24 protein-coding genes are annotated in these 21,585 nt (G+C 61.4%); 12 read left to right on the top strand and 12 right to left on the bottom strand.

Features of this window, described 5'->3' with window-relative positions:
* Nucleotides 1-33: 33 nt before the first annotated feature.
* The 10 genes from ABIE40_RS01410 to ABIE40_RS01365 form a co-directional block, all read right to left on the bottom strand.
* A complete protein-coding gene (locus ABIE40_RS01410; RefSeq protein ID WP_199626006.1) occupies nt 34-1,566 on the bottom strand; it encodes a YifB family Mg chelatase-like AAA ATPase in 1,533 nt (510 codons plus the stop codon).
* Between the two features lie 179 nt (nt 1,567-1,745).
* Complete coding sequence (gshB, locus tag ABIE40_RS01405) at nt 1,746-2,693, bottom strand: glutathione synthase (RefSeq protein ID WP_112713850.1); 948 nt, start codon at nt 2,691-2,693, stop codon at nt 1,746-1,748.
* Between the two features lie 96 nt (nt 2,694-2,789).
* Nucleotides 2,790-3,293 carry a cupin domain-containing protein gene (locus ABIE40_RS01400; protein ID WP_130279257.1) on the bottom strand — a complete coding sequence of 168 codons (504 nt, stop codon included), beginning with the start codon at nt 3,291-3,293 and terminating at the stop codon, nt 2,790-2,792.
* A gap of 100 nt (nt 3,294-3,393) precedes the next feature.
* Nucleotides 3,394-4,497: a sn-glycerol-3-phosphate import ATP-binding protein UgpC gene (locus ABIE40_RS01395; protein ID WP_199626005.1), complete on the bottom strand. Its 1,104-nt coding sequence runs from the start codon at nt 4,495-4,497 to the stop codon at nt 3,394-3,396.
* Between the two features lie 2 nt (nt 4,498-4,499).
* A complete protein-coding gene (gene ugpE, locus ABIE40_RS01390) occupies nt 4,500-5,348 on the bottom strand; it encodes a sn-glycerol-3-phosphate ABC transporter permease UgpE (RefSeq protein ID WP_199626004.1) in 849 nt (282 codons plus the stop codon).
* 10 nt (nt 5,349-5,358) lie between these two features.
* The gene (ugpA, locus tag ABIE40_RS01385; RefSeq protein ID WP_112713858.1) at nt 5,359-6,243 is read right to left on the bottom strand and encodes a sn-glycerol-3-phosphate ABC transporter permease UgpA; all 885 of its coding nucleotides are present in this window, start codon (nt 6,241-6,243) and stop codon (nt 5,359-5,361) included.
* Nucleotides 6,244-6,307: 64 nt separating this feature from the next.
* On the bottom strand, nt 6,308-7,633 hold the full coding sequence (ugpB, locus tag ABIE40_RS01380; RefSeq protein ID WP_199626003.1) for a sn-glycerol-3-phosphate ABC transporter substrate-binding protein UgpB: 1,326 nt from the start codon (nt 7,631-7,633) through the stop codon (nt 6,308-6,310).
* A gap of 114 nt (nt 7,634-7,747) precedes the next feature.
* Nucleotides 7,748-8,116: a YraN family protein gene (locus ABIE40_RS01375; RefSeq protein WP_199626002.1), complete on the bottom strand. Its 369-nt coding sequence runs from the start codon at nt 8,114-8,116 to the stop codon at nt 7,748-7,750.
* A complete protein-coding gene (gene rsmI / locus ABIE40_RS01370; protein WP_199626758.1) occupies nt 8,116-9,027 on the bottom strand; it encodes a 16S rRNA (cytidine(1402)-2'-O)-methyltransferase in 912 nt (303 codons plus the stop codon). The genes ABIE40_RS01375 and rsmI overlap by 1 nt, the downstream gene beginning before the upstream one ends.
* Nucleotides 9,017-9,178 (bottom strand): hypothetical protein, encoded by a 162-nt coding sequence (locus ABIE40_RS01365; protein WP_199626001.1) that lies wholly within the window; start codon nt 9,176-9,178, stop codon nt 9,017-9,019. The genes rsmI and ABIE40_RS01365 overlap by 11 nt, the downstream gene beginning before the upstream one ends.
* Nucleotides 9,179-9,272: 94 nt before the next feature.
* Between ABIE40_RS01365 and dnaN the strand changes: the two genes are divergently transcribed.
* The 4 genes from dnaN (at nt 9,273) to pyrF (ending at nt 12,384) form a co-directional block, all read left to right on the top strand.
* The gene (gene dnaN / locus ABIE40_RS01360) at nt 9,273-10,391 is read left to right on the top strand and encodes a DNA polymerase III subunit beta (protein ID WP_112713866.1); all 1,119 of its coding nucleotides are present in this window, start codon (nt 9,273-9,275) and stop codon (nt 10,389-10,391) included.
* 114 nt (nt 10,392-10,505) lie between these two features.
* Complete coding sequence (gene pmtA / locus ABIE40_RS01355; RefSeq protein ID WP_112713868.1) at nt 10,506-11,099, top strand: phospholipid N-methyltransferase PmtA; 594 nt, start codon at nt 10,506-10,508, stop codon at nt 11,097-11,099.
* On the top strand, nt 11,099-11,689 hold the full coding sequence (locus tag ABIE40_RS01350; protein ID WP_199626000.1) for a histidine phosphatase family protein: 591 nt from the start codon (nt 11,099-11,101) through the stop codon (nt 11,687-11,689). The genes pmtA and ABIE40_RS01350 overlap by 1 nt, the downstream gene beginning before the upstream one ends.
* Nucleotides 11,686-12,384: an orotidine-5'-phosphate decarboxylase gene (gene pyrF / locus ABIE40_RS01345; protein WP_199625999.1), complete on the top strand. Its 699-nt coding sequence runs from the start codon at nt 11,686-11,688 to the stop codon at nt 12,382-12,384. Before ABIE40_RS01350 ends, pyrF begins: the two co-directional genes overlap by 4 nt.
* Here the strand turns inward: pyrF and ABIE40_RS01340 are convergent.
* Nucleotides 12,381-13,430, bottom strand: a complete 1,050-nt coding sequence (locus ABIE40_RS01340; RefSeq protein WP_199625998.1) for a NosD domain-containing protein — start codon at nt 13,428-13,430, stop codon at nt 12,381-12,383. The genes pyrF and ABIE40_RS01340 overlap by 4 nt on opposite strands.
* Nucleotides 13,431-13,521: 91 nt before the next feature.
* Here ABIE40_RS01340 and ABIE40_RS01335 point away from each other — a divergent pair, with 91 nt between their 5' ends.
* The 3 genes from ABIE40_RS01335 to ABIE40_RS01325 all read left to right on the top strand — a co-directional run bounded on the left by ABIE40_RS01335 (nt 13,522) and on the right by ABIE40_RS01325 (nt 15,340).
* On the top strand, nt 13,522-13,809 hold the full coding sequence (locus ABIE40_RS01335) for a DUF1330 domain-containing protein (RefSeq protein ID WP_112514160.1): 288 nt from the start codon (nt 13,522-13,524) through the stop codon (nt 13,807-13,809).
* A 113-nt stretch (nt 13,810-13,922) separates the two neighbouring features.
* On the top strand, nt 13,923-14,903 hold the full coding sequence (locus ABIE40_RS01330) for a complex I NDUFA9 subunit family protein (protein ID WP_199625997.1): 981 nt from the start codon (nt 13,923-13,925) through the stop codon (nt 14,901-14,903).
* A gap of 140 nt (nt 14,904-15,043) precedes the next feature.
* On the top strand, nt 15,044-15,340 hold the full coding sequence (locus ABIE40_RS01325) for a hypothetical protein (RefSeq protein WP_130279267.1): 297 nt from the start codon (nt 15,044-15,046) through the stop codon (nt 15,338-15,340).
* A gap of 117 nt (nt 15,341-15,457) precedes the next feature.
* On the opposite strand, the gene ABIE40_RS01320 is transcribed toward ABIE40_RS01325, so the two are convergent.
* The gene (locus ABIE40_RS01320; RefSeq protein ID WP_112713881.1) at nt 15,458-16,255 is read right to left on the bottom strand and encodes an undecaprenyl-diphosphate phosphatase; all 798 of its coding nucleotides are present in this window, start codon (nt 16,253-16,255) and stop codon (nt 15,458-15,460) included.
* A gap of 267 nt (nt 16,256-16,522) precedes the next feature.
* On the opposite strand from ABIE40_RS01320, the gene ABIE40_RS01315 reads away from it, so the two are divergent.
* The 5 genes from ABIE40_RS01315 (at nt 16,523) to ABIE40_RS01295 (ending at nt 21,458) form a co-directional block, all read left to right on the top strand.
* Nucleotides 16,523-17,215: a glutathione S-transferase family protein gene (locus ABIE40_RS01315; RefSeq protein ID WP_130279268.1), complete on the top strand. Its 693-nt coding sequence runs from the start codon at nt 16,523-16,525 to the stop codon at nt 17,213-17,215.
* 12 nt (nt 17,216-17,227) lie between these two features.
* Entirely contained in the window at nt 17,228-18,388 is a 1,161-nt protein-coding gene (gene queG / locus ABIE40_RS01310; protein WP_199625996.1) for a tRNA epoxyqueuosine(34) reductase QueG, read from the top strand.
* The gene (locus ABIE40_RS01305) at nt 18,385-19,278 is read left to right on the top strand and encodes an SDR family oxidoreductase (RefSeq protein ID WP_199625995.1); all 894 of its coding nucleotides are present in this window, start codon (nt 18,385-18,387) and stop codon (nt 19,276-19,278) included. The genes queG and ABIE40_RS01305 overlap by 4 nt, the downstream gene beginning before the upstream one ends.
* Before the next feature lie 377 nt (nt 19,279-19,655).
* The gene (locus ABIE40_RS01300) at nt 19,656-20,024 is read left to right on the top strand and encodes a septal ring lytic transglycosylase RlpA family protein (RefSeq protein WP_162708644.1); all 369 of its coding nucleotides are present in this window, start codon (nt 19,656-19,658) and stop codon (nt 20,022-20,024) included.
* Nucleotides 20,025-20,168: 144 nt separating this feature from the next.
* Nucleotides 20,169-21,458: an RsmB/NOP family class I SAM-dependent RNA methyltransferase gene (locus ABIE40_RS01295; RefSeq protein WP_199625994.1), complete on the top strand. Its 1,290-nt coding sequence runs from the start codon at nt 20,169-20,171 to the stop codon at nt 21,456-21,458.
* Nucleotides 21,459-21,585: the final 127 nt, after the last annotated feature.

The following is a 21,585-nucleotide window of genomic DNA, read 5'->3' as shown; positions in this document are numbered from 1 at the left end:
CTATTCGCTATTCGCTACAAACTATTCGCTCTTTCACGCTGCCGCGGTCAGCCGTTCTCCTGCGATGCGATAGGAAATCGCTTCGGCGAGATGGATGCGGCCGACAGTTGCCTTGCCGTCGAGATCGGCGAGTGTGCGCGCGACTTTCAGGACCCGATGATAGCCGCGGGCGGAGAAGCGCATCTTCTCGGCGGCATCGCGCAACAGCTGAAGACCTCCGGCATCCGGCTCGGCATATTTCTCGATCAGCGCTGTCGAGCAGCGGGCGTTGGTGGTGATGGTATTGAGACCTGCAGCGATGAAACGGTCGGCCTGCAGTTCGCGGGCGCGGGCGACGCGGGCGGCGATCGTGCTGCTTGCCTCGGCCGGCATCGGGCGGATCAGGTCCGCTGCAGAAACGGCCGGGACGTCGATGCGGATATCGATGCGGTCCATCAGCGGGCCCGAGATGCGCGCCTGATAGTCGGCCTGGCAACGGGGACCACGGGCGCAGCTATGGCCGGGTTCGCCCGCCATGCCACAGCGGCAGGGGTTCATGGCGGCGACCAGCTGGATATTGGCAGGATAAGAGACCCGGTGATTGGCGCGGGCGATGATGCATTCGCCGGTTTCCAGCGGCTGGCGCAGGGCATCGAGTGCCTGCGGCGAGAATTCCGGAAATTCGTCGAGAAAGAGAATGCCGTGATGGGCGAGCGACGCCTCGCCGGGACGGGCGCGGAGCCCGCCGCCGACCATGGCGGCCATCGTTGCCGAATGGTGCGGGGTGCGGAACGGGCGCCGGTCGGAAAGCTTGCCGCCTGAGAGCTGACCGGCGATCGAATGAATCATCGACACTTCGAGCAGCTCAGCGGCCGACAGCGGCGGCAGGATGGACGGCAGACGGGCGGCGAGCATCGACTTTCCGGACCCGGGCGGGCCAACCATCAGCAGGTTATGGCCGCCGGCAGCCGCCACCTCCAGCGCGCGCTTGGCGCTTTCCTGTCCCTTGATGTCGGCGAGATCGGGAAGGTTTGCGGCATTGGCGCGGATCGATGGCTCCGGCCGCGACAGAACCTGCGTGCCGCGGAAATGGTTGGCGAGTGCAATGAGGCTCCGCGGCGCGAGGATATCGAGCTGCGTTCCGGCCCAGGCGGCTTCCGGGCCGCCTTCGGCCGGGCAGATAAGCCCCTTGCCGAGGGCATTGGCGCCGATCGCCGCAGGCAGCGCACCGGCAACGGGTGCGATCGTGCCATCGAGATTGAGCTCACCCAGGACGACATAATCCGAGAGCGCATCCGCCGGGATGGCGCCGAGAGCAGCCATCAGGCCGAGCGCGATCGGAAGGTCGAAATGCGAGCCTTCCTTTGGAAGATCGGCGGGCGCGAGATTGACGGTGACCCTTTTTGCCGGAAGCGCCAGCCCCGACGCGTGGAGCGCTGCCTGCACCCGCTCGCGGCTTTCCGCAACCGCCTTGTCGGGAAGCCCGACGATCTGCATGCCGATCTTGCCGGGAGCGACCATCACCTGCACCTCGACCGGAACGCCTTCAATGCCGTGGAATGCAACCGTACTGACCCGTGCGACCATGCCCCTGCCCCCGCAACCAACTACATCGCGTATTGCGACCCTTCATGGCCGCGGATTGCAATCTGGCATAGCAAGTAGAATAAAACAAGAACAATAAATGAACAGATTCACGTCCCCGCTGCACTCAGGTTGCAGCGGGTTGTATCAGACCCTCAAATGAGAACAAAGGTCCTGAAAAATCAGGCGCGCTTGCGCTCGATCGCATCCCAGAGAAGGCTGGCGATATCGGCGCCGCCGAACTTCTTGACCTCTCGGATGCCGGTCGGAGACGTGACATTGATCTCGGTCATGTAATCGCCGATGACATCGATGCCGACGAGCAGGAAGCCGCGCTCGCGCAGGGCCGGGCCGATGCGCTTGCAGATTTCCTGCTCGCGTGCGGTCAGTTCGGTCGCCTCGGCGCGGCCGCCGACATGCATGTTGGAGCGGCTGTCGTGCTCGGCCGGAACACGGTTGATGGCGCCAACGGGTTCGCCATCGACGAGGATAATGCGCTTGTCGCCCTTGCGCACGTCAGGCAGGTACTGCTGGGCGATGAAGGGCTCGCGGAAGAGCTGGCCGAACATTTCGAGCAGCGAGGAAAGGTTGCGGTCGTCCTTGGTCGAATGGAAGACGCCGGCGCCGCCATTACCGTAGAGCGGCTTCAGAATGATGTCGCCCATCTCGTCGCGGAAGCGGCGGATTTCGGCGGCGTCCTTGGTGATCAGCGTCTTCGGCATCAGGTCGGCGAATTCGGTGACGAAGATCTTCTCCGGCGAATTGCGGACCCAGGCCGGATCGTTGACGACGAGCGTCTTCGGATGAATGCGCTCGAGAAGATGGGTCGAGGTGATGTAGGACATGTCGAAGGGCGGATCCTGGCGGAGCAGGACGACATCCATGGTCGAGAGATCGACACGCTCGGGCGCGCCGAGCTCGAAATGATCGCCCTTGACGTCGCGCAAGATCATCGGCTCGACGGAGGCGAAGACCTGGCCGTCGCGGAAGCTCAGGCGATCGGGCGTATAGTGGAAGAGCTTGTAGCCCCGGGTCTGCGCCTCAAGGCTCATGGCGAAGGTGGAATCGCCTGCGATGTTGATGCCCGAAACATGGTCCATCTGGACCGCTACGTTCTTGATCTTGGCCATTTCCGTCCCTCACTGAATGCCGGACAGATGTAGGTCGCAAGAGGGTCGAACGCAACGGCCAATCAAGGACTTCGCAGCATCGCGATCAAGGATTTTTCAAGCGGCGAGGCCCTGCTGGCCGCTATTGCGCAGCATGTTGCGAAGACGATAGGCGAGCGCCACGGGCTTCGGGAAGGGCTTGCGCAGGAAGGCGACCTTGCGGACGTAGGTGTCGACACGCCAGCTGGCCCAGGTGCCACCGGCGAAGAAGGCGACGTCGCCGGCGCGAAGTGTGCGCTCGGTGCCGTCTTCAGCGGTGATATGCACTTCGCCTTCGAGGATCATCACCGTTTCGTCCCAGCCGAAGAACCAGCGGAATTCGCCTGCCGTGCAGTCCCAGATCGCCGTCAGCGAGGCTTCGTCATGGCCGCGCGAATGCTCGGCAGTACGCGCCTGCGGGTCGCCGCTGACGATCCAGTCCGGATTGATGGGCGTCGATTTCATCGGCAGGTGATCGCTCGAATGCGCGATGAAGGATTTGCCGCGCGGCATCGCCACGGCATACGGCACCGTGCGCGCAGCCATCGCGACCGCACTTGCAAGCATAAGCTTCCAGGCCATGAAACACCCCGTTTACTACCCCAATGTTCCGGCAATAACAGAGGAGTCGTAAGAGAGGCGTTCAAGCGGCCGCTAAAATTTTAACAGATCCTGCCGATGCCTATTGAACGGCTTCGGCGGTAACAGCCGCGTTCGCCGACTGCGCAACACCATTGCCGATCCGCTTGCCGGTATCTGCGGCAAAGAAATGCAGCTTCTCGGGCGCGATGACGAAGCGCATTTCTGCGGTCATCGGCGTTTCCGGCGAGACGACCGCGGTCAGCTGCTGGTCGCCGAGCAGGCCATGGACAAGACGCTGCGAACCGAGCTCCTCGACATATTCGACGGTGAGCGGCATGGCGTATTCATCCGGCTTGGCTAGGCGCAGATCTTCGGCGCGCATGCCGATGGTGACCGGGCCGGATGCCGGCGCATTGCCTGCGAGATCGATCAGGCTCGGGCCGATCGCCAGCTTGTCGCCATGCAGCTCGCCCTTCAGCAGGTTCATGGCGGGAGAGCCGATGAAGCTGGCGACAAAGGTCGAGGCCGGCGTGTGATAGACTTCGAGCGGCGCGCCGATCTGCTCGATATGGCCGCCGTTCAGGACGACGAGGCGGTCCGCCAGCGTCATTGCTTCCAGCTGGTCGTGGGTGACATAGATCGACGTCGTGCCGAGACGGCGCTGCAGGCGCTTGATCTCGCCGCGCATGGAGACGCGCAGCTTCGCATCGAGGTTCGACAGCGGTTCATCGAACAGGAAGACGGCGGGCTTGCGGACGATGGCGCGGCCCATGGCAACACGCTGGCGCTGTCCGCCGGAGAGAGCCTTCGGCTTGCGCTCGAGATACTGCTCGATCTGCAGCATGCGCGCGGCTTCGGCGACGCGGGCATCGATCTCCGCCCGCGGCGTCCCGCGGTTCTTCAGGCCGTATTCGAGGTTCTGGCGCACCGACATATGCGGATAGAGCGCATAGTTCTGGAACACCATGGCGATGTCGCGGTCAGCCGGCTCGACATTATTGACGACGCGGCTGCCGATCTTCACCTGTCCTTCGGAGATGCTCTCGAGACCGGCGATCATGCGCAGCAGCGTGGACTTGCCACAGCCGGACGGTCCGACGAGGACGATGAACTCGCCATCGCGGATGTTGATGCCGACATCCGAGACGGCCTTGACGCCGCCCTGATAGATCTTGCCGACGCCTTCTACATCGATAGAGGCCATTGTCACTTCTCCGTTTCGACCAGGCCTTTGACGAAAAGGCGCTGCATGACGATGATGATGAGGACCGGCGGCAGGGCGGCGAGAATGACGCCTGCCATGACGAGGTTCCATTGGGTGTCGCCGTCCAGTACCGAGGCCAGACGCTTGATGCCCATGACCGCGGTGTAATAGCCGGGATCGGTGGTGATCAGCATCGGCCAGAGATACTGGTTCCAGCCGTAGATGAAGAGGATGATGAACAGCGCAGCGATATTGGTGCGCGACAGCGGCAGCAGGATATCCTTGAAGAATTTCATGGCGCCTGCGCCATCGACGCGGGCCGCTTCCATCAGCTCTTCCGGGATCGTCAGGAAGAATTGACGAAACAGGAAGGTTGCTGTCGCCGAGGCGATCAGCGGGATGACGAGGCCCGGATAGGAATTCAACATGCCGAGATCGGCTACAACCTTGTAGGTCGCCAGGATGCGGACTTCGACCGGCAGCATCAGCGTCAGGAAGATGATCCAGAAGGCGACCATGCGCAGCGGGAAGCGGAAGTAGACGATCGCGAAAGCGGAGATGATCGAGATGGCGATCTTGCCGACGGCGATCAGCACGGCCATCAGCAGGCTGTTTGCCAGCATCAGCGCGAAAGGCGGCGCACCGGCCACCGAATTGCCAGCGCTCAGCAGCTGGTCGAAATTGGCAACCAGCTGGTCGCCCGGAAGCAGCGGCGTGAGGCCACTCATGAAGTCGGTCGGACCATGGGTGGCTGCGATGAAGGCGAGGTAGACGGGGAAGACCACCGTGACGACGCCGACGATCAGGATGAAGTGCGTGAGGACGTTCAGAAAGGGGCGGTTCTCGATCATCGCTCGGGCCTCAATACTGTACTTTTTTCTCGATCCAGCGGAACTGGACGACGGTGAGGACGACGACGATCAGCATCAGCACGACGGACTGCGCGGCCGAAGGGCCAAGGTTCAGCCCAACGAAGCCATCGGCATAGACCTTGTAAACAAGCGTGTTCGTCGATTGCGACGGGCCGCCAGAGGTCGTGGAGTCGACGATCGGGAAGGTGTCGAATAGCGCGTAGGTGACGTTGATGACGGCCAGGAAGAAGGTCGTCGGCGAAATCAGCGGGAAGACCACCGTCCAGAAGCGCTTGAACGGACCGGCGCCATCGATCGACGCGGCCTCGATCACCGACTGCGGTACAGACTGCAGGCCGGCGACGAAGAACAGGAAATTGTAGGAGATCTGCTTCCAGGCCGAGGCGATGACGATGAGGATCATTGCGTCATTGCCATCGAGGCGGTGGTTCCAGTCATAGCCGAACTGGCGAAGGATGTAAGGCAGGATGCCGATGCTGGGGTTGAACATGAACCACCAGAGGAGACCGGCGGCCGCAGGCGCCACCGCGTAGGGCCAGACGAGCAGCGTCGTATAGATGCGTCCGCTCTTCAGAACACGATTGACGCAGACGGCGAAGAGCAGCGACACGCCCATCGACAGAACGGTGACTGAGACCGAGAAGATCAGCGTCACCCAGAGCGCGTTCATGTAATCGCTGCTGCCGAACAGCTTCGTGTAGTTGGCGAACCAGACGAAGGTGGTCTTCATGCCGAAGGGATCTTCGCGCAGGAAGGACTGGCGAAAGGCCTGGAAAGCCGGCCAGATGAAGAAGACCAACGTGACTGCGAGCTGCGGCGCCAGAAGGAAATATGGCAGGACGCGGTTCGAGAAGATTGTGCGCTTTGTCTGCATGGCTCGCCCCGATATGGAAAGGCCCTCCCCGGAGCGGGGAGGGCTTGGCTTCAGCCTCGAAAGCTTAGTTCGAGTTTGCTTCTTCGAATTCGCGCAGGATGGCGTTGCCTTCCTTGACGGCTTCGTCGAGCGCCTGCTGGGCGGTCTGCTTGCCGGAGAGCACGGTTTCGAACTGCTGGTCGATGACGTCACGGATCTGCGTCAGGTTGCCGAAACGAACGCCCTTGGAGTTGTCGGACGGCGTGCCGCGCAGGATCTGCTTCAGGCCAACGTCGGAGCCCGGGTTCTTTTCGTAGTAACCCTGCGACTTGCCGAGGTCGTAAGCAGCAGTGGTGATCGGCAGGTAGCCAGAGAACTGGTGCCAATCAGCCTGAACTTCCGGCTGGCTGAGGTAGGTGTAGAACTTGGCAACGCCCTTGTAGACTTCCGGCTTCTGGCCGTTCAGCGTCCAGAGCGTCGCGCCGCCGATGATCGAGTTCTTCGGATCCTTGGTGACGTCGTCGTAGTAAGGCAGCGTCGAGAAACCTACCTGGAAGGCCTTGGCGTTGTTGATGACGCCAGCGCGCGAACCCGAGGAGCCCATATAGATGGCGCATTCCTGCGAGTAGAACTTCGGAGCTGCATCGGGGCCGCCGCCCGGGCCGCCGTACTGGAAGTAACCGGCATCCTGCCACTTCTTCAGGTCGGTCCAGAGACGAGCCTGGTTCGGGCCGTTGAAGCTGAGCTCAGCCTTGGTGCCGCCGAAGCCATTTTGCAGCGTGCCGTAGGGCAGGTCATGGATGGCCGAGAAGTTTTCGAGGCCGAGCCAGGTTGCAGCGTAGGTGATGGTGAAGCCGCACTTGGCAGCGCCGGAATCGACGATCTTCTTCGAGAATTCTGCCAGTTCGGCATAGGTCTTCGGAGCGACTTCCGGATCAAGGCCAGCCTTCTTGAAGACGTCCTTGTTGTAATAGAGGATCGGCGTCGAGGAGTTGAACGGGAAGGAGAGGATGTTGCCTTCCGGGTCGGAGTAGTAGCCGACGACGGGAGCGATGAACTTCGACGGATCCCACGGCTCGCCTTCATCGGCCATCAGCTTGTAGACCGGATAAACGGCGCCCTTGGCGGCCATCATCGTGCCGGTGCCGACTTCGAAGACCTGAACGATAGCCGGCTGCTGACCTGCGCGGAAAGCGGCGATAGCGGCAGTCAGGGTCTCAGGATAGGTGCCCTTGAAAACCGGGGTCACGTGATATTCGGTCTGGCTGTCGTTGAACTTCTGAACGATCTGCTCGAGCTTCTGGCCGAGCTCGCCGCCCATGGCGTGCCACCAGGTGATTTCGGTTGCGGCAAAGGACGCCGACGAAGACAATACGACCGCAGCGGCGGCCAGAGAAAACGTCTTGAACATGGATAAACCCTCTCCACCAGTTATTGGGGTGAGGAAGCCAATAGAGGCCTTCCGTGACGTCTCCTTTACATTTGTATGACAGAAAAATTACAAATGCACGCCTATGCAATATGCCTAAAAGGCATTGTGGAAATGCCGGGGCAACCGGCCTGGAAGCACTGCAACGATGTCGTAGCGTTGTGATAGCAGGTGGCTGTTCGTCTGGCGAGCAAGCCAGAGATCGCTCGCATCCCGGATGCGTTTCTGAGCCGCATAAGAAACGGCATCGACCGCGACCCGCTCTTCACGCCGGGCTTTAACCTCGACGAAAACGGCAAGATCGCCCTTGCGGGCGATGATATCGATCTCGCCAAGCTTGGTGCGATAGCGGAAAGCGGCGATGCGGTAGCCCTTCATCAGCAGGTAGAGCGCCGCCACATATTCGGAGAAATGTCCGCGGCGGAGCGCCTTCTGTCTGCTGACGCTCGTGCCGCTATCGCTCATCAGGCGCCCTTCATGTCGAGGAGGCGCTGATAGAGTTCCTTGCGCGGCAGACCGGTGAGCCGCGCCGCCTCGGCCGCCGCTTTTGCCGTCGGCATGGTGCCGGAGAGATCGGCAAGGATCGCATCGACGTCAGCGGCGTCGGCCGGTTTTTCCTCCGGCGGCGCGACGACAAGGACGATCTCGCCTTTCACATTATCGTTCTCGGCATAATAGGCGGCGAGATCTGCAAGCGTGCCGCGGCGAAACTCCTCGTAGGTCTTCGTCAGCTCGCGGCAGACGGAGGCCATGCGATCGCCGCCAAGGACGTCGGCGGCCGCAGAAAGCGTCGCGCCGATGCGGTGGGGAGACTCAAAGAGGAGTAGCGTGGCGGGGGTCGCCGCGAATTCACCGAGCCGGTCGCGCCGCGCCTTGTCCTTGACGGGAAGAAACCCGGCAAAGAGGAAGGCATCGTTCGGAAGACCTGAACCGACGAGTGCGGCGAGCGGCGCCGAGGCGCCGGGTATTGGGATGACGCGGTATCCGCTGTCGATCGTCGTCTGCGCCAGGCGGTAACCGGGATCGGAAACCAGCGGCGTTCCGGCATCGGAAACGAGTGCGACGGACTTTCCGGCCTCCAGTGCCTGCAGCAGGCGCGGCCCGGCCTCGTCGGCATTATGTTCGTGATAGGCGAAAGGGCGGTTCTGAATGCCGTAGCGGTCGAGCAGCACGCGAGTGACGCGCGTATCCTCGCAGGCGAGCACATCGGCACCGGCAAGCGTTTCGAGCGCGCGAAGCGTGATATCGCCGAGATTGCCGATCGGCGTCGCGACCAGATAGAGCGCGGCCTCGAGCGGGCGCGCAGGTATGCTGACATTATGCAGGCGGTAGGTGCGGTGTTTACCGCCCTCGCCCGCCGTCTCTTCATTGCTCAATTTCAAAGGCCCTCTCTGGCGTCGGCCCTTTATGCGCGCAGGCTTCGTTCGCGGCAAGGGTTCGGATTTCTGTGAGCATCATCGTGTAAAACCACCTTTGCAGCCGCGCAAAGCCTTGCACCCCTTGCAATGCCCGGCAAAGTTCTGCCATTTTGCCCGTCCACTCCTCCGGCCATGGAGCCGGAAAGGCATTTTCTGGCGCGCCTGCGCGCCCGGACAGTCACGGTCGAAAGCGGTAGCATCCCATGCGTATTACTATTGAGCGTTCCAATCTCCTGAAGTCGCTGAACCACGTTCACCGCGTCGTCGAACGCCGGAACACGATCCCGATCCTGTCCAACATCCTGCTGCGTGCCGATGGCCAGAACCTCGACATGAAGGCGACCGACCTCGATCTCGAAGTCACGGAAGCGACGCCCGCCAATGTCGAACAGGCAGGCGCGACCACCGTTCCGGCCCATCTTCTTTACGACATCGTCCGCAAGCTGCCCGACGGCTCGGAAGTTCTGCTTGCGACATCGACGGATGGCGGCTCGATGACCGTGCAGTCCGGCCGCTCGAAATTCTCGCTGCAGTGCCTGCCGCAATCCGACTTCCCGGATCTGACCGCCGGCACCTTCACGCATTCCTTCAAGCTGAAGGCAACGGATCTCAAGATGCTGATCGATCGCACCCAGTTTGCGATCTCGACCGAAGAGACCCGCTATTACCTGAACGGCATCTTCTTCCACACGATCGAAAGCGAAGGCGACCTGAAGCTGCGCGCCGTTGCGACCGACGGTCACCGTCTCGCCCGTGCCGACGTCAAGGCGCCGTCCGGCTCCGAGGGCATGCCGGGCATCATCATTCCGCGCAAGACCGTTGGCGAGTTGCAGAAGCTGGTCGACAATCCCGAGGCGATGGTCACCGTCGAGGTTTCCGACGCCAAGATCCGCCTGAGCATCGGCTCGATCGTCATGACCTCGAAGCTGATCGATGGCACGTTCCCCGATTATCAGCGTGTCATCCCGACCGGCAACGACAAGGAAATGCGCGTCGATTGCACGACCTTCGCGCAGGCTGTCGACCGCGTCTCGACCATCTCTTCCGAGCGCGGCCGCGCCGTGAAGCTGGCGCTTTCCGAAGGACAGCTGCTGCTCACCGTCAACAACCCGGACTCTGGCAGCGCGACGGAAGAAGTCGCAGTCGGATACGACACGGACGCGATGGAAATCGGCTTCAACGCCAAATATCTGCTCGACATCACTGCACAGCTTTCCGGCGATCAGGCCGTGTTTCTGCTGGCCGATGCCGGTTCGCCGACGCTCATTCGCGACACGGCCGGCGATGATGCACTCTACGTTCTGATGCCGATGCGCGTGTAAACGCGCGTCGCATTTGGCGGGCAAAGTTTTCAGATTGCGACGTTTGGTCTTGTTTTACTGCTGGATGATTGCAATTAGATAGCCAGCGGTTTGTTGCTTGACGAGGAGGATGGCATGGCGTTGCGGCTGAAAGAACGGCTCGGCAAAAAGTTCGATGAGGAAATTCGCTTCTTCAAGGGCATGATGCAGGGGCCGAAAACCGTCGGCTCCATCGTCCCTACCTCCTCCATTACCGCCAAGAAGATGGCGAGCGTCATAAACCTCAATTCCGGACTGCCGGTGCTTGAGCTTGGGCCGGGAACCGGCGCCATCACCAAGGCCATTCTCGGTCGCGGCGTGAAGCCGGAGCGGCTGGTCGCTGTCGAGTATTCGACAGACTTCTACAATCACCTGGTTCGCCTCTACCCCGGCGTCCACTTCATCAACGGCGACGCCTTCGATCTCGATACGACGCTTGGGGCGCTGAAGGGACAGACCTTCGATTCCGTCGTTTCGGCCGTGCCGCTTCTGAACTTTCCGATGCAGGCGCGCATCGCGCTGCTCGAAAGCCTGCTCGACCGCATGCCGGCCGGCCGGCCGGTGGTGCAGATCTCCTACGGTCCGGTTTCGCCGATCATTGCCCGGCCGGAGCGCTATCACATCCAGCATTTCGATTTCATCGTCCGCAACATCCCACCAGCCCAGCTGTGGATCTATCGCCGCGGCTGATGTTCGCGCTCTATATTACCCACCCGCAGGTAAGGATCGATCCGGATGTCCCCGTTCCGCAATGGGGGCTGTCGGAAACCGGTGCTGCGCGTGCTCGGCAGGCGGCGGCACTCCCTTGGGCGCGGCAGCTGCAGCGGATCGTCTCCAGTGACGAGACGAAGGCGATCGAGACCGCCGAGATACTCGCGGCCTCGGCCGGGATCGGTATCGAGATCGTCCACGGCATGCATGAAAACGACAGGTCGGCGACCGGCTTCCTGCCGCCTCCAGAGTTCGAGCAGGCGGCCGACTGGTTTTTCGCCCACCCCGACGAGAGCTTCAAGGGATGGGAACGGGCGCGCGATGCGCAGGCGCGTATCGTCTCGGCCGTCGATCGGATCCTCGCGACCCATGACCAGAGCAAACCGATCGCCTTTGTCGGCCATGGCGGCGTCGGGACATTACTGAAGTGCCACCTCGAGGGCCGGCCGATCGGGCGCGACCGGGACCAGCCTGGCGGTGGCGGCAATCTCTATGCTTTCGCTCTTGCGGACGGGCGCCTATCGTGCGACTGGACGCCCATCGAAAGCTGGCAGGGGTGGATGAAATGAACGCACGCGAACGGTTGATCGTCGGGCTCGATGTTCCGACACTTGGCGAAGCGGAAAAGATCGTTTCGACACTCGGCGACGACGTCCTCTTCTACAAGATCGGCTATCAGCTGGTGTTTGCCGGCGGGCTGGAATTTGCCCGCGAGCTTGCCCAGAGCGGCAAGAAGATCTTCCTCGACATGAAGCTCCTCGATATCGACAACACCATCGCATCCGGCGTCGAGAACATCGTCAAGATGGGCATGTCGATGCTGACGCTGCACGCCTATCCGAAGGCGATGAAGGCTGCCGTCGAAGCCGCCAGGGGTTCCGACCTCTGCCTGCTCGGCGTGACGGTACTGACCTCGATGGATGAGCAGGACCTGATCGCAGCCGGTTATGAATACGACCCGCATACGCTGGTGCTGCGCCGCGCCGAACAGGCGCTCGCGGCCGGCATGGGCGGCATCGTTTGCTCTGCCGAAGAATCCTCCGCCGTCCGTAAGATCGTCGGCCCCAACATGGCCGTCGTCACCCCGGGCATCCGCCCGGCCGGCAGCGAAAAGGGCGACCAAAAGCGCGTCATGACGCCGGCTGATGCCCTGAAGGCAGGCTCCAGCCACCTCGTCGTCGCCCGCCCGATCGTCAAGGCTGCCGATCCGCGCAAGGCCGCGCGGGCGATCCTGTCGGAAATGGATGCGGCACTCTCCGCCTAACGGTTGCCGCTGACCTGATTGTCGGCATCATTATTGACGATCAGCGACGGGCTACCTCCAGGCAGCAGGTTTTGCGTCACCGAATTATGCTCCGCAAAGTCCCGGGAATTCAGGCTGCTGCCGAATGGGTAAGCGGCATCGTTGAAGCAATAGCGGCTGTTGCCCTGTCTGCTGCCGATCCAGACCGCGGGCTTGGCGCCCGATGCGCTCTTGTAGCGAAACTTGTTGCCGATTATGACGTTTCGCTGCGGTGCCTGATGGCGGATCGTTCCGCCCTCCCCACAATTGCGATAGAGGAAGATGCCGCCGTTCACAGGATCGGTGAAGGTATTGCCGGCGATCCTGTTGTCGGCCGAGCCATCGAGCGCGATCTGCTCGCGGCTTTTTGTTCTGATGTCGAAGACATTGTTCTCGACGGTGTTGCCGGTGGACTCGGCATCGAAATAGATGACGACGCTGTTCGTGCTGCCGATGAACTGGGACCCGGATACATCGAGCCCCGTCGTTCCCGGCCCGGCATAGAGCGGTATCCGGCCATTGGCGATGAAGATCACGTTGCTGACGGTGATCTTGGCAGGAGCAGCCGCCTGCGCGCGGGCGGTATGCCCCTCCGAGATCGACGACTGCTTGAGCCAGGTGCCCTGACCATTCTCGGCCATACCAATGATCCTGAGGTCGCCTTTGATCGTGCAGTTTCGAACCGTGACGTTGTGGGGCACATCCCAGCTGCCATCCGTCTGGCGGATCGACCGGATCGCCAGCGTGTGTGCCTTGTAGCCGGTGCCATCCAGCGTCCCGCCGCCGCAATCGATGGTGACGTTGGAGGCCTTGCTTCCCGATAGTTCGATCGGCGCCCTGACGACATCTCCGGCATCGAGCCGCAGATCGCAGGAAATCGCGACAGCCTTCGCTGCGGCATCTGCGGCTTTCAAATCGGAAACGGTCTTCACCGGACAGGCTTTCGCATTTGCGGGCGAGCCCGGCAGGACGAGCAGCGGCGCAGCAAGGAAGGCGGCGTAAAGTCCGATGGCGGCCTCGCGTTTCATCTTGCTCCCTCCGGCCCCGTGCTATCACCCGCCATTGACCCTTGCGCCAATTTGTCTGAAGACAGACGCCAACGTCAATCGGAGGAAAATCATGGCCAAGGGATACTGGATTGCGCGCGTCGATGTTCGCGATGCCGAGCGCTACAAGGATTACGTCGCGGCAGCGAAGCCTGCCTTCGAGAAGTACGGCGCCAATTTCCTGGCGCGTGGCGGGGCGATTACCGAGCTCGAGGGCAAGGCGCGGGCGCGCAATGTGGTGATCGAGTTCCCGTCGATGCAGGCTGCGGTCGATTGCTACAACTCGCCGGAATACCAGATCGCCGCCAAGATCCGCCAGGAAGTGGCGGATGCCGAAATGGTGGTTGTCGAAGGCATCTGAAAGCGCTTTCGCAGATGCGAAACTCGGCTGCGATGGGCCTTTCCGTCGCCGCCGGATTCGGCTAATACGGGAGCCAACAAACACTCCTTCCCAAGCCTTTCAAGGAAACTGCCATGACCCTTGCCAACCTGCCGCCGCTCGTTACCGTGTTCGGAGGCTCCGGCTTCGTCGGCAGGCATGTGGTTCGTGCGCTTGCCAAGCGCGGCTATCGCATCCGCGTCGCCGTCCGCCGCCCGGATCTCGCCGGCTTCCTGCAGCCGCTCGGCAATGTCGGCCAGATTTCCTTCGTCCAGGCAAACCTGCGCTACCGTCAGTCGGTCGAGCGCGCCGTCGAGGGTTCCGACTGCGTCGTCAACTGCGTCGGCATCCTGCTGGAGACCGGCCGCAACACTTTCGACGCCGTCCAGGATTTCGGCGCCCGCGCCGTGGCTGAAGCCGCCAAGAATGCCAAGGCCCGCCTGGTCCACGTTTCGGCAATCGGCGCCGACGAGAAGTCGGAATCGCACTATGCCCGCAGCAAGGGCCGCGCCGAAGCTGCCGTACTCTCAATCAAGAAGGACGCCGTGATCTTCCGTCCGTCGATCGTGTTCGGCCCCGAAGACAGCTTCTTCAACAAGTTCGCCGACATGGCCCGCCTCTCGCCGGTTCTGCCGGTCATCGGTGGCGGCACGACCAAGCTGCAGCCGGTTTACGTCGAAGACGTTGCTGAAGCCGTTGCCCGCGCTGTCGACGGCAAGGCCGTTGCCGGCAAGATCTACGAACTCGGCGGCCCCGAAGTCCTCAGCTTCCGCGAATGTCTGCAGACGATGCTGAAGGTAACGGCGCGCAAGAACCCGCTGGTTTCGATGCCGGCCGGCATCGCCTCGTTGATCGGCAGCATCGCCTCGCTGATCCCCTTCGTGAAGCCGCCGATCACGCCTGATCAGGTTCGCCTGCTGAAATACGACAACGTCGTCTCGTCGAAGGCCGAGAAGGACGAGCGCACGCTGAAGGGCCTCGGCATCACGCCGACGATGGCAACGTCTGTTCTGCCGTCCTACCTCGTGCATTATCGCCCGCACGGCCAGTACACGGGAACCGGCAAAGCCGCCTGATTCGTCCGTTAGGATTAACTGAAACGCCGCCTGAGGATTTCCACAGGCGGCGTTTCTGTTTTGGGCGAAGTGTCAAATCTGGCGCAAGTTTCGCGTGTTTTTCTGCGCCCCGAACCGGATTGGCGTTGCATAAAAGACGCATGAAAAAATTAGTGAAATTAACGTCACATTTAGCAGGAACATTTATTGCTATTTGCCATTCCACTGACTACACACCCGGCGCGCAGGTAGCGGCTCACGAGGCTTGGCAGGCGCGTTCAATCGATTTGAAAGGCTTTATACCGATGGGCAAGTCAATCGCGCTTCTCTTTGCGTGTGCGGCACTGGTTATCCTGGCTGGCTCCTTCATCGCGCCCGGTTCGGTCGCGGCTGTTAAGGAAGGCTGTGCGCCGGCTTACGGCGTCGATCCCTGCTCGACGGCAAGCATCCCCAACTAAGCGGGATGATTCCCGCGCGGCGCGCATGAGCGCCGCTTTCACGGGATCAGCTTTTTCCATTTCCAGATTGGTATCCAGCCCTCTGCCCGCAGGCAAAGGGCTGTTTTTCGTTCAGGCTCAGGCGATCATGCCGGCATAGGCCATGCCGAGCAGGATTGCGCCGAGGATGATGCGGTAGATCGCAAAGAGGGTGAAGCGGTTGCTCTGGATATAGGAGAGCAGCCATTTGACGGCGATGAAGGCAACGATCGTCGAGACGACGAAGGCAATGCCGAGGGCAGTCCAGTCTTCGTTGGCGGCACCGCCATCCTTGACCGTTTTCAGCAGCTGGTAGGCGCTTGCCGCATACATGGTCGGGATGCCGACGAGGAAGGCGAATTCGGTCGCGGCGGCGCGATTGGCGGTTCCGGCCAGCATGGCAACGAAGATCGTTGCGCCGGAGCGCGAGGTGCCCGGGAAGATACCAGCCACGACCTGGGCGATGCCGACCAGAATGGCGACCATCCAGGTGATGTCCTTATAGGGAGGCTTCTTGGCGGCTGCCCATTCGGCAAAGATCATCCAGAAGCCGCCGATAATCAGCGCCCAGGCGATCGGCGTGGCGTTTTCAGGCAGTTCGAAGCCCAACTTCTTGACGATCAGGCCGAGGACGGCGGTGATCAGGAAGGCGACGATCAGCCTCGAGGCATAACGGCGGTTCTTCGGTTCGCGCCAGCCGATCACGAGATCGACGAGGCGGCGCCAGTAGATGATCGTGACTGCCAGAATGGCGCCTGCCTGAATGACAATATTAAACGTGTCGGACCGGGCTCCGAGCCACTGCTCGGCAATGATGAGGTGGCCGGTGCTGGAGATCGGCAAAAATTCCGTAATCCCCTCGATAATACCCAGGATGATCGCGTTTATATATTCCATCTATGGTCTCCGGTTAAAACTCCAGGCCGCCGAATCAGGATCCGCGCGGGTTTCGGCAGCGGGCACTCATTCGTCATCAGGATGGCGGAAAAAGGCCGGATCCTCCAAAGGTCATGAAAAATCCATCATTGGCCGCGCTTAGAGGTGCTTCAAACCTGCTTCACGGTTGAAGCCGCCATCCAATCCTATATCTTTCTTAAACTGTAATTGTTAGGAGTTTGAGAAGGACACAATGTCGCCGAAACGCGGGCGGACCGAAAACTCATAATGCCAGTACTTTATCATCACCCCATGTCGACATCCTCCCGGTTCATCCGGCTGGTGCTTGCAGAATACGGCTATCAGGTCGATCTCGTTGAAGAGCAGACCTGGGACAAGCGCCGTGACTTTCTGGCGCTCAACCCCGCCGGGACGCTGCCTGTCTACGTGGACGACAGCATGCGGGCGCTCTGCGGCGCGACTGTCATTTCCGAATATCTCGACGAAACCCATGGCGTGCTGAAGCGCGACCGGCGGCTGCTTGCCGAAGACCCGTTCCAGCGTGCGGAAATCCGCCGTCTTGTCGAATGGTTCATGCAGAAGATGGAAACCGACGTGACGCGGCCGCTGGCCCGCGAGCGGGTCTACAAGCTGCAGATGACCGCCGAACAGGGTGGCGGCGCACCTGATTCCAAGATGCTGCGCACGGCGCGCAACAACATTCGCCAGCATATGAAATATGTGACCTGGCTTGCCGGTTCGCGCCAGTGGCTGGCAGGCGAGCGGATGAGTTATGCGGATCTCGCCGCGGCGGCCTCGATCTCGATCCTCGACTATCTCGGCGAGATCGAATGGACGGAAGCGCCGATCGTCAAGGACTGGTACCAGCGCATCAAGTCGCGCCCGTCTTTCCGACCGCTGCTCAACGAGCGCGTTCGCGGCCTGACGCCCGTTTCTCATTACGCCGACCTGGATTTCTGACGGGGGCCCTCGATGCCCGTACGATCAGAGGAAGACAAAGAGCGAAAGAAGCGCGAAAGCCTGACGGCTTTCGTGCGTGCCGAAGCGGCTGCCCTCGGCTTCGAGCTCTGTCGCATCACCCGGCCGGATTCCATTCCCGAAGCGAAGGCTCGGCTTGGTGAATTCGTCGATGCCGGACGTCACGGCACGATGGAATGGATGGCCGAGACGCTGGAGAGGCGCGGCGATCCGCGCACGCTCTGGAGCGATGCGCGCTCGATCGTGGTTTTCGGGCTGAACTACGGCCCGGACGAGGATCCCCGCGGCATCCTTGCCAAGCCGGACAAGGCTGCGATCTCCGTCTACGCACGCAACCGCGATTATCACGACGTCATCAAGGGCCGCCTCAAGGAGATCGCGACGCGCTTTGCGGCACGGTCAGGTGCCGATGTGAAAGTCTTCGTCGATACCGCGCCGGTGATGGAGAAGCCGCTCGCCGCCGCTGCCGGGCTTGGCTGGCAGGGCAAGCATACGAACCTCGTCAGCCGCACGCATGGATCCTGGCTGTTTCTCGGCTCGATGTTCACCACCGCCGACCTCGATATCGATGCGGCGGAGAGCGATCACTGTGGCTCCTGCCGAGCCTGTCTCGATGCCTGTCCGACCGATGCCTTTCCGGCGCCCTATCAGATCGATGCGCGGCGCTGCATTTCCTATCTGACGATCGAGCACAAAGGGCCGATCGCTGCCGAATTCCGGCCACTGATCGGCAACCGCATCTATGGCTGCGACGATTGCCTGGCCGCCTGTCCGTGGAACAAGTTTGCCGCCTCGGCATCGGAGATGAAGCTCCAGGCGCGGGAAGACCTGAAGGAACCGTCGATCGCTTTCCTGCTGACGCTGGATGATCCCAGCTTTCGCACATTCTTCAGCGGCTCGCCGGTCAAGCGGATCGGGCGGGACCGCTTCATCCGCAATGTGCTGATCGCCGCCGGCAATTCCGGTAACCGCGAATTCATCGGCGCCTGCCGTGATCTCAGCGCCGATCCCGCACCCGCCGTTCGCGGCATGGTGATATGGGCGCTGTCGCGGCTGATGAGCGCTGGCGAATTTTCTTCATTTGCGGCAGAAAGGCCCAATGAGGAGGACGCCGATGTCCTCGACGAATGGCGCATGGCGGGAGCAATGGCATGAAACTGGTGATCTTCGGCTGCGGTTACTCCGGAATGGCGATCGCCAAGGCTTTTGCTGCGGCAGGCACGCATGTCTGCGGAACCACGCGCAGCGCCGAGAAGCTCGGCCAGCTCAATGCAGCGGGTGTCGAAGGCTTCATCTTCGATGGTGAGACGCTGAGCCCCGAGCTGGCAGCGGCCATGCGCGGCGCAACCCATCTCGTGCAATCGATCGCGCCCCGCGAGAGCGGCGATCCGCTCATCAATATCGCCGGTTCCGAGCTCGCCACGATGATGCCGGAACTGCAGTGGATCGGCTATCTCTCGACGGTCGGAGTCTATGGCGATCACAAGGGTGCCTGGGTTGGCGAGGATACGGTCTGCGTTCCGGTTTCCGGGCGCTCGAAGGAGCGGCTGGAGGCAGAGCAGGCCTGGGCCGATACCGGCGCGGCACTCGGGATCCCGGCAGCGATCCTGCGTCTCTCCGGCATTTACGGGCCGGGACGCAACGCTTTCGTCAATCTGGAGCGCGGCACAGCGCGGCGGCTGATCAAGAAGGATCAGGTCTTCAACCGGATCCGTGTCGAAGATATCGGCGGTTCCGCCCTGTTCCTGTCCAAGGGGAAGCTCGGCGGTATCTATAATGTCACCGACGATCTTCCGGGTCCGCCGCAGGATGTGATCGTCGAGGCGGCCCGCCTGATGGGCGTCGAGCCGCCGCCTCAGCAGGCCTTCGAGACTGCCGAACTGACGCCGATGGCACGCTCGTTCTATGGAGAAAACAAGCGGGTCTCCAACGCCAAACTGAGGGCCGCCGGCTTCGCTTTCGCCTTCCCCAACTATCCGATGTCCCTCGCCCAGATGTGGCAGGACCGGCGCTGGAAAACTAACACTTCCGAATTAGCAAAATAACCCTTCAAAGAGCAGAAAATTCCTACTTCCGAATTTTCTCAATCAAAATTTCGCGCCGATTTATGGTTAACGGCCTCTAAATTTGCGCAAATACGGCAACAAATATGGCGGTCCGGCAAAATTATTTTTGTGATCACCGTAACATTCCGTGAGCAGACTCTGGTCGCGGAAAAATTGTTCTAATTTTACCTGATTCTATTATCTTTTTTCCATGATTGCGGCAGCAAGACTTTATTGACCTTAACGCCGGCGGAATCACGAATATTACAATCTGTAACATTCCGTGATCGGCAGTGGCACTTTTTCGCCACTTTTGGACGGATTCAAGCCCTCACCGCCCCCAAGGCGCAAGTTCAATAGTTGAGGGATACTCCGTTTTGAGGAAAACCAGCCGTTCTCTAATCACTGCCGCGGCAATTGCAGCCTGTTCTTTCATCCTTCCTGCCGAAGGATTTGCTGCAGCTGGATGTGGTGGTGCTTCGTGGTACGCACTGCACTCCAAAACTGCTTCCGGCGAACGTATGAACCCCGCCACCCTGACTGCCGCACACCGCTCTCTGAAATTCGGCACCAAGCTCAAGGTCACCAACCGCAACAATGGCCGTAGCGTCATCGTTCGCGTCAACGATCGCGGTCCGTTCATCCGCGGGCGGGTTCTCGACCTGTCGCGCGCTGCCGCTCAGAACATCGGCATGGTCAGCACCGGCACCGCCAAGGTGTGCTACGAAGTCGTCGCCTCCCGCTAAGGCGTCCCATATGCTTGCGCCGTTGAGCGCTTGCTCTTGCCGTCAATCGCGTTTACCACGCGCTTGAGACTTGTGAATTATCCGCTGCATCTGTCTTCCTTCCCGCGGATCGTTCACAAGCCGTTGGCAACAGGAGACTTGTGAATGCGTTTGGGCGGCCGCCTCGAAGGGGCGATTTCGGTTCTTGCTGACATCGAGCAGCGAAAGAGACCTGTCGCCGACGCGCTCAAGGACTGGGGCCTTGCCCATCGCTTTGCCGGATCCGGCGACCGCGCCGCAATCGGCAACATCGTCTACGACGCCCTGCGCATGCGCCTGTCGCACGCTTTCCTGATGGATGACGACAGCCCGCTGACGCTCGCCTATGCCGTCATGCTGCGCCAATGGGGCTTCACCGTGGAAAGCCTGGCCGCCGAACTTTCCGGCGACAAATTTGCGCCGCCAGAACTGCCCGCCAATGCCGCCGCAGCCTTTGCCGAGCGCGATCTCGCAGACGCACTTCCGTACATTCAGGGCGATATCCCGGAATGGGTACAGCCGTCCTTCGAAACTGCCTTTGGCGACAGCTGGCTTGCGGAGGCGCAGGCGCTTGCCACGCGGCCGACGCTCGACCTGCGCGCCAACATCCTCAAGGCCAGCCGCGAGAAGGCCGTGAAGGCGCTGGAGCGCTCGGGAGCGCATGAGGCGAAGATCGCGCGATACGGCATGCGCATACCGGCCGGCGAAGGCGCCTCACGACTTCCAAACGTCACGGCCGAGCTTTCGTTTCAGAAAGGCTGGTTTGAAGTTCAGGACGAAGGATCGCAGATCGTTGCCGATCTGGTGCTGCCGAAGGACGGTGAGCAGGTTCTCGACTATTGCGCCGGTGGCGGCGGCAAGACGCTCGCCATGGCGGCCGCGATGCACAACAAGGGCCAGGTTCACGCCTATGACGCCGACCGCAAGCGGCTGGCGCCGATCATCGAGCGCCTCAAGCGTGCAGGAACGCGCAACGTCCAGGTTCACGACGATGCCAAGGCGCTTGCCGCGCTGACGGAGCGCTGCGACAAGGTGCTAGTCGATGCGCCCTGCACCGGCACCGGCACCTGGCGCAGACGCCCGGATACCAAGTGGCGGCTGACGGCCAAGAACCTCGACGAGCGCACCAGCCAGCAGCAGGATGCGCTGACGCAGGCAAGCGCCTTCGTGCGTCCCGGCGGCGAACTGATCTACGTGACATGCTCGGTCCTGCCGCAAGAAAACGAGGAACAGGTCCGCAAGTTCACGGCCGATCATCCGGAATTTGCGATCGTCAGCGCCCTGCCCGCCTGGAACGGCCTGTTCGGCGCCGGCGCGCCGCAGCCGCGTTCCTCCGACCAGGCAACGATCACGCTGACCCCGGCCTCGACCGACACCGACGGCTTCTTTTTCTGCCGGATGCAGCGCAAGGTTTGAGGCTTTTTTGCCGCCCATCGCTGGGGTCGATCCGCTTTTTGGAAACGTCAGCGTTTTGGCGTTTCCGGTCCTTAAAACCATTCCAAACTAGAGTGTTTGACACAAGTTTGCTTTTGGGCGATGAGAC

This window comes from Rhizobium sp. OAE497 (assembly GCF_040546565.1).
GTDB lineage: Bacteria > Pseudomonadota > Alphaproteobacteria > Rhizobiales > Rhizobiaceae > Rhizobium.
Note: the sequence above shows the minus strand (reverse complement) of the source record. Positions and strands in the feature narration are given on the sequence as shown.